Genomic DNA, 17,787 nt, shown 5'->3' with positions numbered 1-17,787 from the left:
TCTTTATTCTTTTAAAGACATTGGTGAGCTACATACTTAACTAAAGATATGATAAGATTATGATGAGTTATTAAATAGAAGGAGGAATAATTTTATAATGAAAAAACTTAATAAGGCTGTAAAAGTTAGAGAAAGCGTTTATAGTAAAGAAATGAAAGATGAAGTTCTTGATTTATCTGATTTAAGGAATGATTCTATAAATGCAGAAAGATTTTTTGAAGAAACATTTATAACAGAAAATATGGAAATACTATTCGATACAGCAATGAATAAGTTTAGAAATAGATCGGGTAATAGTATAATTAAATTAACTCAGGCAATGGGTGGAGGTAAAACTCATAATATGATTGCCTTGGGATTACTTGCACAAAACCCTGAATTGAGAAGGAAAATATTAGATGGTAAATATAATGATGTAGAAGGAAAAATCAGAACGGTTTCTATTACTGGAAGAGAATCTGATATGGAATTTGGAACTTGGGGGGAGATTGCAAAGCAATTAAAACGAAAAGAACTTTTTAATGAATACTATTCTCCTCTTAAAGCTCCAGGTCAAACAGCATGGATTAATTTACTTGAAAGTTCTACTCCAACATTAATTTTACTGGATGAATTACCTCCATATTTAAATAATGCTAAGACTCGAGAGTATGGACAAGGAACACTTTTAGATATTGAAACAACAGCTATAGCTAATTTACTTAATGCAATAAATAAGAAAGAGTTATCTAATGTTTGTCTTGTAATATCTGATTTAGAAGCAACATATGAAGAAGAATCTGAAGTAATCAAAGGAATGTTTAAAGAACTTGATGGTGAAATTAGTCGTTTTTCTTTAAATCTTGAACCTGTATCAAGTAATACTAATGATTTATATGAAATTTTAAAGACTAGAATGTTTGAAGAGTTACCAAGTGAAGCTGAGATTGAAAAAGTTGTTAAAGGGTATCGTAAAAGCATAAAAGAAGCAGTTGAAATGGGTTATACAGATGAAATACCAAGTGAATTTTCTTCTATGATAAGAGATACATATCCATTTCATCCTTCTTTTAAAGAGTTAGTTGAACGCTTTAAAGAAAATCAAGGTTTTCAAAAGACAAGAGGAGTTATTAGATTAACCAAAAAAATGTTAAAAGGTATTTTTAAAGATTCTGATAAGGCAGCTAGTAATTATTTAATTAATCCTTATGATATTAATTTAAATGATTCTGAAATGGCTAATGAAATAAAGTCCATTAAGCCTGAATTTGTTAATGCAATAAGTCATGATATTGCAAGTAATGGACATGCTGTGGCAGAAAGATTAGATAAATTAGCAGAGTCTGAAGATATCCAAAATGTAGCTAAGTTAATTTTAATGTCTTCTTTATCTAAAGCAACTGAAGCAATAATTGGTTTATCTATAAATGAAATTTTTACATATCTGGCAGGACCAGATAATGATATTACTAAAATAAGAAGTGGTATCGATGAGTTACAACAAAGAGCCTGGTATTTATACAAGCATCATAATAAATTACTTTTTAGACAGACAAAAAATATAGTAGCTGAAATGCAAGATGAAATAAAGAATATATCAAGAGAACAGTCTAAGTTATATATAAAAGGTTTATTAAAAGAACATTTTGAGCCAGTAGCTAAAGACTGTTACCAAAAATTAATGGTGTTTCCTTCAATTGAAGAAATTACTTTAGATAAAAATAAAATAACATTAATAATTGCTGAGCCAAGTGATGATAGTGATGGGTTAAAGAAAGAGCTTCATCAATTTTATGAAGAATGTGAATATAAAAATAGAGTAATGTTCTTGACAGGTCAAAAGAATGTTATGAATAATCTCTTAGAGGTTGGAAAAAGAGTAAAGGCAATAAAGAGTATTATCACTAGGATGCAAGCTGATAATGTAAGTGAGCGAGATAGTGAGATGCAGCAAGGATTAACTTTAAGAGATAAGTCTGCTGCAAGGTTATATTCTAATTTAAGAGAAACTTTTACAACTATCTATTATCCTCGAAGTAAAAGGTTAAAAAATAAAAATTTAACCATGAAGTTTGCTCAGAATAATTTTAATGCAGAAAAAGAAGTTGCTCAAACCCTTGAAGAAGAAATGAAATTTACTAGAGATATTGAGCCTGATAAATTAAGAAGACGATTTAATAAAGTGATTTTTACTAGGGATAGAATGACATGGAATGAACTAATGGAAAGAACTGCAACAGAAACAAACTGGTTATGGCATAAGCCTAGTGCTCTTAATGATCTGAAAGAAGATTCTCTCCATAAAGAGATTTGGTTTGAAGATGGGAACTACATTGATAGTACACCACCTGCAAAAATAACAAGTGTTAATATTAATGAAATTAATAGGGAAGATGATGGAACCGTTATGCTTCAACTATCACCTATGAATGCTGATAAGGTATTGTATGAAATTGGAGAAGAACCAGGTGATGCGTCTAAAGCAATAGATAATTTATCTGCCTTTAAAGCCGAAGAACTTGTTTATTATTTCTTAGCAATAGATTCATCGGGTGTTAGTGAGACTGGAGAAGCAATTCGATGGGAAAATGATATTGATTTAAAATATAAAGAGTTCACAAAAGATGGACATGACTATATGGAATTAGAGGCTTCAACAAATGACTGTGAGATTAAATATACTACAGATGGTTCCTCTCCAGAAGCTAATGGAGGAGTTTATAAAGAAGCTTTTAGAATCCCCAAAGGTGCAAAATTCATACAAGCTATAGCAATAAACCAAAAGTATGATATTCGCTCAGAGGTTTTACAATATAAGGTCAAAGATGTTGAAGTAACAATTGATATGGATAAGTCAGTTAAATTAAATAGAGACTTAAGACCGTCAGGCACTAAATATACTTATGAAGCATTAAAATTCCTAAAAGAAACAGATGCATCTATTGAGAAGTTACAAGTAATAGTTAATGGTAGAGGTGGAGAGCAATTTTCAATAACTTTAACGGTTAATAATATGGAAATAGATGATATGGATATTATTGAAGATGAACTTAAAAATATTACAAATAATTTAATTCAAGGCAAAAAGTATGATATTAATGCTATTATTGATGGTATTAGGTTTAAAAGAGGAAGAGATTTTCAGAATTGGCTTACTAAAAATGGTTTTAATTTAAAAGAATTTAAAAATAAGTTTTATCAATCTTAAGGAGATGGTTTTTTGAGTACAATTGAAACATTTGGATTTGGTTTTAATCCAAAAGAAACCAATCATCATTTTTTATTAGAACTTCCTAAAGGAAATAAAAAAATTGTAATTTATGAAAGGTTCACTTGGGATGATGAAGAGCAAATAAATGATATGGATAATAGGGATAAAAAGATAATATTAGATAAAGGTAAATGGAATAAAGTAAAAAATATTATAAAAAAAGAGTTCAATAGAAGGTTAAAACAAGATGGTTTAAATAGCGGTGATTTTGATAATTACTTAATTCCTTTTGAGAGGTTATTAGGAAAAGAGTTGGTGCTTTTACTTTGGGCTATCGAAGATGCTGAAGTAGCAGCAATTGATTTAGCAATAAAAAATTGGTTGGGTTTATCTCCTGAAGAGCGTTGGTGGCTCTTTACCATGACCAATGCTTCAACTGGTCATTATGGTGATAAGAGAGGTTGGAGAGTGGCTCTAAGGTATGCACTAACTGAAAACCCAGTCGATAATAAATTGGTTGGTAGCTTTGTTCAAAGGTTATTTTAATAAGATTTTTATGAAGAAATAAAAGGAGGATTAATTTGTTAGATTATAGCAAATCATTTATAGAGGTTCAATTTCCAGTTTCTAGAATATCTAAAGAAAGTTATAAAGAAAGAAAAGCGAATTTAGGACAAACTTTAACAGGACTAGGTAAATGGTGGGGAAGAAAACCATTAGTTTTAGTTAGGGCTACTTTATTAGGGGTTTTAATGCCTGTATCAAATGATTATTCTAAGGATAGAGAAATATTTCTTAAGATTATGACTATGGATGATGATGGATTGTGGTTAAGAAAGAAAGATAATATATCAAAAAAAGATTTATGGAAACTAACTAATGAAGAAGAGAGAAAAGAATTTTTCAGGGAAGGATCTACTGCTAAAAAGCCTAAATATCCATTAGGTATGAAGAGAGAAAATAAAAAGAAGATGAAAGATGAGTTACAAAGAATAGCTTTTAATAGATTATCTTATGATGATAAGTTAAGTTATTGTAAAAGACCTGAAGAAGTTGAATTAATCAATGAGAAAGCCTGGAAAGAGATCAATGAACATTTAGAAACTAATGCTTCTAACTTGCAAGAGTTGATACAGCAGTTAGGTGAAAAGCGTTTTGGTCATACACCTAAAGTTGGAGATTGTTTTGCAGGTGGGGGATCTATTCCTTTTGAAGCAGGGCGTATGGGGGCTGATGTATTTGCTTCAGATTTAAACCCAGCAGCTTCACTTTTAACTTGGGCTTCATTAAATATTACAGGGTGTTCAGATGAAAAGGTTGAAGAGTTAAAAGAATTTCAACAAAAAGTTTATGATGAGGTTGATAAACAGATTATTGAATGGGGAATTGAACATAATGAACAGGGGCATCGTGCTGACTCATATCTTTATTGTGCTGAAGTAGAATGTCCTGAATGTGGTTATGATGTTCCCTTAGCTCCTTCATGGATTATTGGTAAAGGTACCAAAACTGTAGCTTTATTAAAAGAAAATGGCAATAATAATAATTTTGATATTGAAATTATTCAAGGTGCAAGTAAGAAGCAGATGAAAGAAGCTGATAAATTATCTACAGTTGTAAGCAATAAAGTATATTGTCCTCATTGCGATAGTAAAACACCTATAACAAGCATTAGAAAAGATAAAAAGACTAGTAATGAAATTATTTATGGAGTAGAAGCTTGGGAAAAAGAAAAATTTATGTCTGCTGAAGATGATATTTTTAAAGAAAGGCTATATGCTATAAAATATATTGATAATGAAGGAGAAAGGTATTATACTAGTCCAACAAAAGAAGATTTAGAAAGAGAAGAAAAATCTATTGAGTTATTATCAGAACGCTTTGATAAATGGCAAAAAAAAGGATATATTCCTATTGATAAAATTAAATCAGGTGAAAAAACTGATGAACCAATTAGGACTAGAGGTTGGCAATATTGGCATCAATTATTTAATCATAGGCAATTATTAATTAATGGGCTTTTAATAAAAGTTGCTCATGAAAAAGCTAAGACTCAAAAAGATAAGGTTATTAGTTTATTGGGTGTTTACAAATGTTCTACTTGGAATTCAAAATTAAGTTTTTGGGATTCTAGTTCGGCAAATGAAAAAGGTTCATCTACTTTTTATAATCAAGCTTTAAATACTTTGTTTTGTTATAGTACAAGAAGTTTATCTATGTTAAGTAATAGTTGGTTTTATAATATTAATAATTATGAATTTGAAAGTAAAAGCAAAGTAAGACCAATGGATGCAAGAAATATTAATGAAAAACAGGATATTTGGATAACAGACCCTCCGTATGCAGATGCAGTTAATTACCATGAATTATCTGAATTTTTCTTAGTTTGGGATAAGTCATTACTAAAAAATACTTTCCCCGAATGGTATACTGATTCTAAAAGGATATTGGCCGTTAAAGGAACGGGACAATCTTTTAATGAAGGTATGGTTGAAATTTATAAAAACTTATCCGATAATATGCCTGATAATGGATACCAAGTGGTGATGTTTACCCATCAAGATGTAAAGGTTTGGTCAGAGTTAACAATGATTCTATGGTTAGCAGGTTTAAAGGTAGCTTCAGCATGGAATATATCAACTGAAACTAGTTCTAGTGGTATTAAACAGGGTAATTATGTTAAAGGTACTGTTTTATTAGTATTACAGAAGCAGACTTCTGATGATTTTGCCTTTCAGGATGAAGTATATGATGAGATCCAATATGAAGTTCAGAGTATGATTGATTCTATGAAAGGGATTGATTATAAAGATCTGCCTGATTTTACTGATGCAGATTATTTACTGGCTTCATATGCTGCAGCATTGAAAGTATTGACCAGTTATGGAGAGATTGATGGTATAGATATTGATTATTGGTTAGCAGGTGATAGAAGTGAAGAGAATCCAGTTGAAAAATTAATCAAAAAAGCACGAGATGTAGCAAACAGTTATTTGATCCCTGATGAATTTGAAAAGAATCATTGGTTTGAGTTATCAAATACTGAAAGATATTTTATCCGAGGTTTAGAACTTGAAATGAATAATGAACATAGTATAGGTGCCTATCAAGAATTAGCTAAAGGCTTTGGAGTTAAAGATTATAAAGATATGTTTTATAGCTTTGAAGCTAATAATGCTCGTTTAAAAGCACCATTAGAGTATAAGATGAGTTACCTTGATAATAAATTAAATGACAATGATTTTAAGGGGTCATTAGTAAGGCACTTATTAGTTGCTATTTATGAAGCTGCTAAAAATCAATCTACAGCTTCAGGGCGTAGTTATATCAAAAGTGTATTTAATCAAAGTCAAGATTATTGGTATAAAAAACCACTTATGAATGAGATACTAACTTTTATTTCTAAATTAGAGATGATAGATACTATGGAACATTGGCATCAAGATGCTAAGTATGCTAAGTTACTTAGAGAGTCATTAAAAAATGAAGGGGTATAGGGTGAGAATATGATAAAGAGATATTCTTCAAGAAGAGAGTCCATATCGGACTCTCTTCTTAATAAAAGATTAGAGAATGCAAAGTCATATGATAGAATTGCAGGATATTTTAGTAGCTCTATTTTTGAAGTCGCAGGAGAAGCTCTTGATTCTATAGAGGGCAAAATTAGAATTGTTTGTAACTCTGATTTACAACCTGAAGATGTTGAAACTGCTAAGAATGCACAGAAAGCAATTCGTAGGGAATGGTGTGAAAGTGAGCCGGAAAAGTTAGAAAATGGTCATTTTCGTTTAAAGAAATTATATGATTATTTGGTGTCGGATAGATTAGAAGTTCGAGTTTTACCTAATAAAGAGTTTGGATTGATTCATGGTAAAGCAGGAGTTATTACTTTAGAGAATGGTGAGAAAACTTCATTTTTAGGTAGTGCTAATGAATCTAAAAGTGCTTGGAAGTTAAATTATGAGTTAGTATGGGAAGATAACTCTGCAGAAGCAGTTAAATGGGTTCAAGAAGAATTTGATGCTTTATGGAATAGTCCCGCAGCAATTAAAATGCCTGATTTTATTATAAAAGATATAAAAAGGCTTGCTGAGAGAGAAGTTGTTGCTGATATAGAAGATATAAAGGATGATGAGGAACTACCTGCTTCTGTCAGTGTAGAATCGCCTATATATCGCCAAAACTTTGGCTTATGGGAACATCAAAAGTATTTTATTAATAAGGCTTTTAAAGATCATAAGAAACCTTATGGGGCTAGGTATGTCTTAGCTGATCCAGTGGGTTTAGGAAAGACTATTCAGTTAGCTATGAGTGCAGAATTAATGGCTTTATATGGAGATAAACCTGTTTTGATTATTGCTCCAAAGACATTAATGACTCAATGGCAGGATGAACTAAAAAAGTTATTACACTTACCAACTGCAAGGTGGGATGGTAGGAACTGGATTGATGAAAATGATATGAAATATCCAAGTCAAGGAAAAGAAGATATTATTAAGTGTCCAAGAAGAATTGGTATTATATCTCAGGGTCTTATTACTGCAAAATCTGATTCTGTTGATTATCTCTTAAGTAAAAAATATGAATGTATTATAGTTGATGAAGCTCATCATGCAAGGAGAAAAAAGATTGATAAGAATGGAAATTTTCATTCTTTTCAAGGCAATAATTTATATGAATACTTGTTAGAAATTGCTCCTAGAACTAAGAGTATGTTATTAGCAACTGCTACTCCAATTCAGCTTCATCCAATAGAGCTTTGGGATTTATTAAATGTTTTATCACAAGGAACTGATAAAGTATTGGGTTCGCAAAATTCTTTCTGGAGAAAAAAAGGAAAGATAGATGAAGGTCTGAATTTAATAAAAACGAATGGTGAAGGTTTAAGTCCTACTGAAAAATGGCGTTGGATTAAGAACCCTTTTCCACCATCTAATGAAGGCTTGAATATTCAAATGCTTAGAGTTTCTGAAGATATTGATGATGAAGTTGTTGTTTTTCCTAAAGGTTATAATGAATTAGAAATACATAATAAAGGATATGCTGATTTTTTAATGGGAGATTTTTTTAGCCTTTATAATCCTTATATAAGGCACGTAGTAAGAAGAGAAAGAAAGTATTTAGAAAATGAAACAAACCCTAAAACAGGAGAGCCTTATTTAGATAAGATTGAAGTAGAGGTTATAGATGAAGCTCCATTACTATTAACTGGTTATATGAGTGAGGCATACAAATATGCAGAAGAATTTTGTGAGATGATTTCTAACAGGGTAAAAGGTGGTGGATTTTTAAAGACACTTCTTTTGAAAAGGATAGGAAGTTCTATTGAAGCAGGGAAAAATACAGGTTTGAAACTGAAGAACGACTGGGGTGGCAACTTAGACTCAGTTTTTGAAGAAGAGGAAGAGAATTATAGTGAGATTAAGGATTTAACTGAAGAAGAGTACCAAGTTCTTTGTAAATATGTATATTCTTTGACTTCTAATAAAGCTGAAGATCCTAAATATAATAAATTGTTAGAGTTATTAAGAAGTGAGAAATGGATAGAAGAAGGGGTTATAATATTTTCTCAGTACTATGATACAGCTAAATGGGTTGCTAATAAACTATCAAAAGATTTTAAAGGTGAAAAGATAGGTATCTATGCTGGTGGAAATAAATCTGGATATTTTCTTAATGACCAATTTCACAGAAAAACCAAAGATGATATTAAAGAAATGGTAACAAATTATAACTTGAAAATTTTAATAGGAACCGACTCTGCAGCAGAAGGCTTAAACTTACAGGTTTTAAGAAGACTTATTAATATTGATATGCCTTGGAACCCTACTAGGCTAGAACAGAGAAAAGGTCGTATTCAAAGAGGGGGACAAAGATTTAGTAAAATATATCTATATAATATGAGGTATAAGGATTCTGTTGAAGATAGAGTACATGAGTTATTATCTAAGCGATTAAAAAGTATTACAGAGATTTTTGGACAGTTACCTGATGTTTTAAAGGATGTATGGATTAATATTGCAATAGGAAAAAAAGAAGAAGCAAAAAAAGTTATCGACTATGTACCTGAAAAGCATCCATTTGAGATTAGATATAAAGAACAAGTTGTAACAAGTGATTGGGAAATTTGTACTAAGGTTTTAGATGAAAAATCTAAGTTAGAAAAACTAAAAAAATCTTGGTAACATTATATTTGTTTGTAGTCCTTGTAAAAATAAAGGGAGTGACATCATGTCAAACTCTAATAATTTCTTAAATTATTTCAATAAGATATATAAATTTTTAGCTCAGAGTGCAAATACAACTACTAAAGAATCCTTTGTGAGCTTAGTTAAAGGTTTAAGTAAAGCAGGTAATTGGAAGGTTAAAAATTATAAAGATGATCTGATACAGTTTGCTTATTTAAGAAATGCTATTGTTCATCAGAGTACAGGGGATATAATTGCTGAACCTAATGATGAAATAGTTAAAAAGATCAGTGATGTTCATATTTTGTTAACTAACCCACCTAGGATCGATTCTCTTGGCTTAGATAAAGTACTTACATTAGGTATTGATGATTCAGTTATGGATGCAGTCAAAGTAATGTATGAAAACTCTTATTCTCAAGTTCCTGTTTATAATGATGAGAAGTTTATGGATTTGCTGACTAGCAATACTATTACTCGTTATTTAGGTTCTGAAGCAGATAAGGATGAAGAGTTTATTCTATTGGCTAATTCTAAAGTTGAAGATGTGTTGGAATATAGGGAAGAAGCCTTTAAATATAAATTCTTATCACGAAATGATAGCTTATTAGATGTGATTGAAATCTTTGAAGAGGGAGAAAAGAGTGGGGAAAGGTTAGAGGCGATATTGGTTACTCAGAATGCTAAGGTTACAGATAGTTTATTGAAGATTATTACGGTCTGGGATTTGCCAGAGATTTATAATAGGATAAGTAAATAAATATCGAGGTATTTTAAAAAATTAATAATAATTAATGGCTAAAGAGAGTTTTTTGACTCTCTTTTTGTTTTTAGCTAAATTTTTGCAGGGAAATAATAGATAGTAGCGAAATATGTAATTCAAGGTAAATGAAATATAATATTACTTGTTAGGTATTTATGATATAATTTTTGAATTAGTAGTTAAGGGGGAGTTGTAAAATGGAATTATTATTATCTTTATTGCTTTTAGGGTCAATTATATTCATAATTATAGGGTTGATTAATCCTAGATTATCTTTATGGTGGAAAGATGAGGAGGATAGGGTTAGAAATAGTGTTCTTAGATTTTATGGGGCTAGTTTAGTAATCTCATTAATTCTAATTTTAATTATTTCAAATCAATCAGAGGCAAATTCAGTAGAAAAGATTGTAACAATATTTAAAATACTTATTGTAGGTTTTGCAATAATAAGTTTTTTTGGAACTAATAAAAAATTGTGGAAAGTGAATTCTGAAATAAAGAAGTTAAAAAGAGAAGTTTCTAATTCAGAGAATAATATAGTAAATATTAATAAAATTTTTAATGAAAGTAGTAATGTATTAAAAGAAGATTGGAAAAATTACTACAATATAGTAAATAGTAAAGCTAATCCCAATAAGATATTAGATACAAATTATTATTTAGGAGTTAATAAACTAGTTAATAAATATTCTAATAGGACTTTGGCTAATGCAATTCCTGGTCTGTTAACAGGAATTGGGATTTTAGGTACTTTTTTAGGGTTAGTTAAGGGATTAGATGGTTTAGATAATATCGCTGATGTAGATCTGATTAAACAACAGATTACAGTTTTAATTTCTGGGATGAGAGTAGCTTTTACTTCTTCTTTATATGCAATCGGTTTTTCATTATTATGGACTTTATTAGATAAGGTTTTAATCAGCCATACCAAAAGAAAGATTGAAGAATTAAATGATGAATTACATAGAGTGTTACCGATTAGAATCGAAAGTAACTTATTAGATGAGATAGTTGATAATCAACGGGAGCATATTAATACCACTAAGGAATTTGTTAGTGATACCTTAATTCCTGAACTGGTCAATGGTTTACAAGAAGCAGTAGAGCAGTCAATAGCTCCTTCTATACAGAGTATGAACTCTAATATTGAAAGTTTTGTTGATGAATCAGCTGCAAGTAGAGAGGATATGGTGAATAGTATAGAGTCGGCTATGAATGACAATCTTGTTCCCCACATTGCTCAGATGCGTAATATTATGGATGATTTAGCTGGGTTCTCTATGGACAAACAGGCTGAAAGTATAGACAAGATGGTCAACAAGTTTTTAAGTACCTTTAATGAAGCTTTTGATCACCAATTTGAAGCATTAAGGGATACCCTAGAAGATGTTATTGAGTGGCAGAAAGAGACTAAAAAAGAGACAGAAGGATTGATTGAGGTAGTCAGTCAAGGAGCTAAGCAACAGAATGAGTTATTACACTCTACTGAAGAGGCGTTATCTAATCTATCAACTTATATCACTGAATTTGAGCAGGTAAATCAAAACTTAAATAAAAATGTAAGTAAATTAAATGATGTAGGTTCAAAATTAATTACTTTAGAAGAGATGACCGGTGATAAACTAGATAAATTAATCAATAGTCAACAAGAATTTGAAGAGATGAGAAGAAGTCATATGGTTAGTATGAATAAACAGGTGAATAAGATTGAAAGTTACTGGTCTTCTATTGAGAATAACTTTACTAAGTTAAATAATAATTTAACTGATGGTATGAATCAATTTGCTGAGAATACTCATAAAGGTTTAGAGAGAACCTTCCAGAGCTTTGATGATAATTTGGCGGAGATAGCTAACCGATTAGGAGTAACTATTACTGAACTTGATGAGATGTTAGAGGAAATGCCAAATACTTTTACTAAGTTAACAGGGTTATTAGAAGAGTTTATTATTGACCGTGAAGAGATTATGAATAATTTCACAGAGCAGAATAAGATTTTCCAAAGTGGATTTAATGATGTAGTTGCTAAATTAGAAGCTAGAGATAAAGAGAGTCAGAATAAGATTAAGGAGATAATTTATAAAAATTTAAAAGATAAGTTATCTAAGAATGATTTAGCCAACTTGGAAGCCAGATTAACAAAAATTGAAAATATAGTTGAAGGTGATATTCAAGATTTATCCAATAAATTAGGAGAAGATTTATCTCAAATTAAAGAAGAGATATTAAAGGAGATAGACCAAAAATTAAAACAGGATGATAAGCAGAGTCTCTTTGCTAGGTTTGGGGGCTGATAATTATGAACTGGCTACAAAGAACTTCAGACAATATAGATAAAGAAGAGAAGCCTAATTTTTGGACATCTTATGCAGATATTATGGCAGGATTGTTATTGATGTTTATACTATTACTGATGGTGGTTATTCTTGATTATAAGGATACCTTAGCTGAGAAGACTAGAGAGATTGAATCTAAGCAGGTTATGATCGAGGAAAAGCAAACTATGATAGAAGAGAAGCAGGGTAAGATAGAAGAGATGCTTGGAGTACGTAAAGATATTGTGGAGGCTTTAAAAGAAGAATTTTCAGATACAGATTTAAAGTTAGAGATAGATAATGAGACTGGGGCAATTCGAATCCCTGGTGAGGTATTTTTTGAGATTGATAGTACCGAGGTAAGCACAGACGGGATTAAGAATCTAAAGGAGTTTGTACCTAATTATGTAGCAGTATTATTAGGAGATAATTTTAGAAAGCATATTTCCCAAATTATTGTAGAAGGGCATACAGATGATCAAGGAAGTTATATGTATAACTTAGAACTTTCCCAAGGTCGTGCTTTAGAGGTAGTTAAAGAGATCTATGGAGATAGATTTTCAGATTTTAAGTATAAGAAGATCTTACTAGAATACTTAACTGCTAATGGTCGTTCTTATAGCCAACCTATATATAAAGCAGACAACTCAATTGATCGAGAGAGGTCACGGCGAGTTGAATTTAAATTTAGATTAAAGGATAAAGATATGATTAAAGAGTTACAAAGAACTTTGGAATCTAAGGAGTGATTTAAATGAAAAAGTTTGTATTTAAGTTTACTCCTCAAAAGTTGATAGATACTGCTGAAGATATAAAGAGGAGATTTCCTTCAACTAACCAGTTGGCTCAAGAGCGAAAGAATAAATATCAGCAGGTAGATTTAGAAGAGCTGTTAGCAAGGATTAGAAAGTGGAAAAATAGTGAAGTTAGGAGTTATGCTGGTCAGTTAAAAAATAGAGAGGTATATTCTTTAGCTTATAATTTCAATCAAATTCCAGAAGAATTACATGAAGTGGTGAAGAGTATTCTGGTCTATCGTTTTAAAAAGAGTATGGTCAAAGTTATGTGGGGTAATTTTTGTAAGAATCCTGATAATCGAGCAATTACTTCTTTCTTTAATGATACTATAAATAGAGTCAAAGTTATTAAATTTTCTAATACTCCTTATAGTTTATTAGTAAGGATTTTTAGTACTCCAGATCCTATTGATTGGATAATAGATTACATTATTGATTTAGGTTTTAGTTATAGTAAATGGATAGAGTATTTTCAGTTAACTGAAAAGAGTCAATTGGTGCAGAGTGTTATTGGTAGGCTATTTATTAAAGCTAATAGAAGAATCTTTGAGCAAGAAGATAACTTATTACTCTTAAAACTATTTTCAAGCTTGAGAACAGAATCCTTTCGTAAATCAGCCGAGAATTACTTAGAGATTTTTAATGTCTATGAATTTGATGAAGAGCTAATGGAGCTATTCAAAGACAGAATTGGAGATCCAGTAGAGAATTATTTAAGTAGTTGGAATGATATGAGTGAAGTAGCTAGAAGAAAGGCAAGACAGTGGTTTAATAATAAAGAGATGAAGGAGTTCTTTGCCAGTATAGATGCTAATGAAGAAGAAGCACAAAGAAGATTTGAATATTGGCAAAATTATAATGAATCTATAGAGAAGGTTAAATATATTAGATATAGATTACAATTATTTTTAGTATTTGATAAGTTTGTTGTGATTGAATTTGGTGAAAAAGGAAATGCAGCTTATATTTATGATAAAGTTTATTTTAATAAACATTTTGCTAATTATATGAATGATTATAACTCAGTTAATAATAACAGGTTAAAGCATAAAATGGAAAAATTTGTAGGTAGTGAGGATAATAGAATTATTCATCGTGATACTACTAGTGGTTATTGGGAACAAAAAGCCGATAATAAGGTTAAGGTTTTATTGAGATAGAATGGAGGTGGATACTATCTTTGATTGGATAAGAAATAAACTCGGAGCTAAAGAACCTGATATTTTAATCAAGCGATTATTTACTAAGATCGGTATTCAGTTTGCTATTTACAAAGAAGATAGTAAAGGTAAAGAAAAGCTATCTTTTCCTATTGCTTATACTGATTATTTTAATCTTAGAAATTTAGTAAAAAAGGATTTTTATTTACCATTACAGATTTTAGAAGATTTATGGAATAGCGGTCAGTTAGAGCAAGTTAAAGAAGGGGATTATTTAATTAAGACTGAGGATATTTATGATTTTGAAGATGAATTCATTAAGTTATTAGGTTTTATTAAAGATGATCAATTAGAGGTAAAGATAAATTCAAAATTATCTGTAGGCTCTAAAAACTTTTCTTTGGACTGTCAATTATATCATCAAGATTATGGATATATCAGTAACTTCAACCAACGCCAAGGTAGCTTTTATCCTGTAGATAATGAACAAGGAGTCTTATTAAGTGCTGAATTAGTCAAGTTGCTAGAGCTTGTAGAGGAAGCACCAAGTAAGAGAGCCGAGCAACCTAGATATTTAGCTAAGGTTAAGAAGTTGGCTCAGAAAATAGGGGCTAGTTTTGATGGGTATTTAGAGAGTGAAGATTACTACTTTCCTGAAGAGTTAGATGCCGAAGTTGAAGAAAAATCAATAGACCATTTAGAATTAAAGCCTAGATTTAATGATCTAGATGATGAATTAAATGATGAAGCTAATAAGTCATTAAAAGATGGAAGTAGCTATGGTGTCAGAAAGAACCAAAAGGGTAAGAGCAGAAGAATTTTTTTTGATGATAATATAAAAAGAGATTATCAAGAGTTAGAAGATAATAAGGATATCAAAGGATCAGATGTTCCTAAATTTATTAATAATCCTGCTTCTTTCTTACCAGAATCAGTTGATTTAGAGCGATTTAGCGACCGAGTCAAAGGTTTAAAGGAGAGAGTCTATGAAGCACAACCCTATGTTCGAGTTAAAAACTCTGATGAGATGGACTGGTTTGAGTTAGATATAGGAATTGATTTAGTACAAGAAGATGATCAACTGGCTTCTACTCCAAGTTCTGAAGATAAGGAGAATGAGTTGGCTATTGATGACTTTGATAAATTAGTCCAAGAAGCTAAAGAAGAGGGAGAAGAGTATGTCTTATGGGATGATAAGTGGATTAAAATTCCCAAGGATAGTGAAAAATTTGTTAAGGCTACAAAAGAAGTAGAAGAGCTTAAAGAAGAAGGAAGAGTAAATCAGACTAAAATGCCCTATGTATTTGATATTTACGAGAATGTAGACCGTTTAGAGTACAATCTTACTCTCTTAGATCTAAAGAAAAGGCTTAAAGAAGTAGGTGGATTAAGCTATCAAAGACCTAGATTATTAAACCCCAAGTATAAATTATATCCTTATCAACAGGATGGATATGTATGGCTAAATAGGCTTAAAGCTGCCTCTTTAGGTGGATTATTGGCTGATGATATGGGCTTAGGTAAGACTTTGCAGGTAATATCATTAATGGCCAAGCTTAAAGAAAAAGAAGGGCTAGGACCTTCTTTAGTGGTGGCTCCTGCTACCTTATTGGATAATTGGAAAGGTGAGATTCATAAATTCTGTCCAACTATTGATAGAATCTATAAACACCGTGGTTCTAATAGAACTAAGGATAGTCGAACTATTAAAAAATCTGAGGTAGTATTAACTACTTATCAGACTTTAGTAAGGGATCAGGTTATTTTAGGAGAGATAGATTGGAAATTGCTTGTTTGTGATGAAGTACAGCATATTAAAAATAGGTCTACATTAGCTTCCCATGCAGTTAAGGCTCAAAAGGCAGAGATGAGGTTAGCTTTGACAGGAACGCCGATAGAGAATGGCCTTAGTGATTTATGGTCTATTGTAGATTATGTACAACCTGGCTTATTAGATAGCTATAATACCTTTCAGAAAGAATTTGTTGAAGTTATCGAAAACTCTGATGATCAAAAGGAATTAGGAAATTATGAAAAAGAACTTAAAGCTAAGATAAAACCAATTTATTTACGGCGAACAAAAGAAGGTGAGTTAAAGGATAACTTACCTGAGAAAAATGAAATAGAGTGTAGAACATCAATGAGTAAAAAGCAAGAGTATCTGTATGATAACATTAGATTAATGGTTAAAGATAGTGAAGGACATAGTTATCTTCCTGCATTACAACAATTATTAAGTCTCTGCTCTCATCCTGGATTGGTAGAAAAGGATTGGGAGACTAAAAGTGTTAAGGAATTAATAACAGAAGGACCAAAACTCCAAAAACTGATTGAGATACTAGAGAAGATAAAATCTAAAGATGAGAAGGTCTTAATCTTTACTATTTATAGAGATATGCAATATATTATTCAGCGTGTTGTCCGAGAAAAGTTTAAATTAGACTGGATACCGATTATTAATGGTTCTAGTAAAAGAAGGGTAGAGACTGTTAATAAATTTAATGATAGTAAGGGGTTTGGGTGCATGTTACTTTCACCTAAAGCAGCAGGAACGGGATTGAATATTACTGGTGCTAATCATGTAGTTCATTATACTCGCTGGTGGAATCCTGCAGTAGAAGCTCAGGCTACAGATAGAGCTTATAGAATTGGACAAAAAAAGGATGTTCAAGTATATTATCCGATAGTTACATCTTCTAGTTTAGAGACTATAGAAGAGAAATTAAATCGATTATTGCAAGAGAAAAAAGGCTTAGCTCAGAGTATCATTGTACCTAATAAGAGGTTAGAGAAAGAGATTAAGGATGAGATTATATCAGATATTAAGTGATTGAGGAGGATATGATTTAGACTATCAAAGAAGGCTTTAAAAGATGCTAAAGAAAGAGATTTTGAGTATAGTGAATATGTGAATGAGTATTGGGCTACAGTAAGTAATCAATTTCTTGATACTTTGGGATACAATTACGATATTGAAAGTGACCGGTAGATATTTAACTATATAAATAATAAAATAAAACAAAATTCTCAATTACTAAGAGATAAGGGTATTAAGTTAAGCAGAAAAAGAGGTGGAAAATATATAGAAGAATGGAGAAGGGATTTGAAAAATATCTTTCATTAGTTAAAGGTGAGTTAAGAAAAGAATTTAAGTAAAATCAAATAATTTATAAAGAAAGTTTGATGCCATGAGTTTACCTCATGGTTCTGTTTATTTAGCAGAGCATATTAATAATATAATAAATTTGTAGCTTGAATAGCTAATATCCTTGGTTTTTCTTACTTTTATCAATAAAATATTATCAAAATCTAAAAAGCTACTTCTTAGTAGCAGGAAATTATCTATTTTAAGAACAAAATTTAACTATATAAGA

Annotated in this window: 9 protein-coding genes; all 9 read left to right on the top strand. The window is 30.7% G+C overall.

The genetic code is table 11. The features are described 5' to 3' along the window. Nucleotides 1-97: 97 nt before the first annotated feature. The 9 genes from BX659_RS14995 to BX659_RS14955 all read left to right on the top strand — a co-directional run bounded on the left by BX659_RS14995 (nucleotide 98) and on the right by BX659_RS14955 (nucleotide 17,243). Complete coding sequence (locus BX659_RS14995; RefSeq protein WP_097019088.1) at nucleotides 98-3,187, top strand: DUF499 domain-containing protein; 3,090 nt, start codon at nucleotides 98-100, stop codon at nucleotides 3,185-3,187. Nucleotides 3,188-3,199: 12 nt separating this feature from the next. Further along, entirely contained in the window at nucleotides 3,200-3,736 is a 537-nt protein-coding gene (locus BX659_RS14990; protein WP_097019087.1) for a DUF3780 domain-containing protein, read from the top strand. A 35-nt stretch (nucleotides 3,737-3,771) separates the two neighbouring features. Further along, nucleotides 3,772-6,687 (top strand): anti-phage-associated DUF1156 domain-containing protein, encoded by a 2,916-nt coding sequence (locus BX659_RS14985; protein WP_097019086.1) that lies wholly within the window; start codon nucleotides 3,772-3,774, stop codon nucleotides 6,685-6,687. A 9-nt stretch (nucleotides 6,688-6,696) separates the two neighbouring features. Beyond that, complete coding sequence (locus tag BX659_RS14980; RefSeq protein ID WP_097019085.1) at nucleotides 6,697-9,375, top strand: phospholipase D-like domain-containing anti-phage protein; 2,679 nt, start codon at nucleotides 6,697-6,699, stop codon at nucleotides 9,373-9,375. Nucleotides 9,376-9,421: 46 nt separating this feature from the next. Continuing rightward, entirely contained in the window at nucleotides 9,422-10,138 is a 717-nt protein-coding gene (locus BX659_RS14975; RefSeq protein WP_097019084.1) for a CBS domain-containing protein, read from the top strand. 200 nt (nucleotides 10,139-10,338) lie between these two features. After that, nucleotides 10,339-12,435, top strand: coding sequence for an anti-phage ZorAB system protein ZorA (gene zorA, locus BX659_RS14970; protein ID WP_097019083.1), 2,097 nt, complete (start codon nucleotides 10,339-10,341; stop codon nucleotides 12,433-12,435). 5 nt (nucleotides 12,436-12,440) lie between these two features. Next, the gene (locus tag BX659_RS14965; RefSeq protein WP_097019082.1) at nucleotides 12,441-13,205 is read left to right on the top strand and encodes an OmpA family protein; all 765 of its coding nucleotides are present in this window, start codon (nucleotides 12,441-12,443) and stop codon (nucleotides 13,203-13,205) included. Nucleotides 13,206-13,210: 5 nt separating this feature from the next. Further along, nucleotides 13,211-14,413, top strand: a complete 1,203-nt coding sequence (locus tag BX659_RS14960) for an EH signature domain-containing protein (RefSeq protein ID WP_097019081.1) — start codon at nucleotides 13,211-13,213, stop codon at nucleotides 14,411-14,413. A gap of 1 nt (nucleotide 14,414) precedes the next feature. After that, nucleotides 14,415-17,243 carry a DEAD/DEAH box helicase gene (locus BX659_RS14955; RefSeq protein ID WP_097019080.1) on the top strand — a complete coding sequence of 943 codons (2,829 nt, stop codon included), beginning with the start codon at nucleotides 14,415-14,417 and terminating at the stop codon, nucleotides 17,241-17,243. Nucleotides 17,244-17,787: the final 544 nt, after the last annotated feature.

This window comes from Orenia metallireducens (genome assembly GCF_003001995.1).
Lineage (GTDB): Bacteria > Bacillota > Halanaerobiia > Halobacteroidales > Halobacteroidaceae > Orenia > Orenia metallireducens_B.
The sequence above is the reverse complement of the archived record's forward strand: the minus strand, read 5'-3'. Positions and strand labels throughout refer to the sequence as shown.

Coding starts and splice junctions, on each gene's coding strand:
- BX659_RS14980 (WP_097019085.1), top strand. CDS start 6,697: ATGATAAAGAGATATTCTTCAAGAAGAGAGTCCATATCGGACTCTCTT.
- BX659_RS14960 (WP_097019081.1), top strand. CDS start 13,211: ATGAAAAAGTTTGTATTTAAGTTTACTCCTCAAAAGTTGATAGATACT.
- BX659_RS14955 (WP_097019080.1), top strand. CDS start 14,415: ATGGAGGTGGATACTATCTTTGATTGGATAAGAAATAAACTCGGAGCT.
- BX659_RS14995 (WP_097019088.1), top strand. CDS start 98: ATGAAAAAACTTAATAAGGCTGTAAAAGTTAGAGAAAGCGTTTATAGT.
- BX659_RS14975 (WP_097019084.1), top strand. CDS start 9,422: ATGTCAAACTCTAATAATTTCTTAAATTATTTCAATAAGATATATAAA.
- BX659_RS14965 (WP_097019082.1), top strand. CDS start 12,441: ATGAACTGGCTACAAAGAACTTCAGACAATATAGATAAAGAAGAGAAG.
- zorA (WP_097019083.1), top strand. CDS start 10,339: ATGGAATTATTATTATCTTTATTGCTTTTAGGGTCAATTATATTCATA.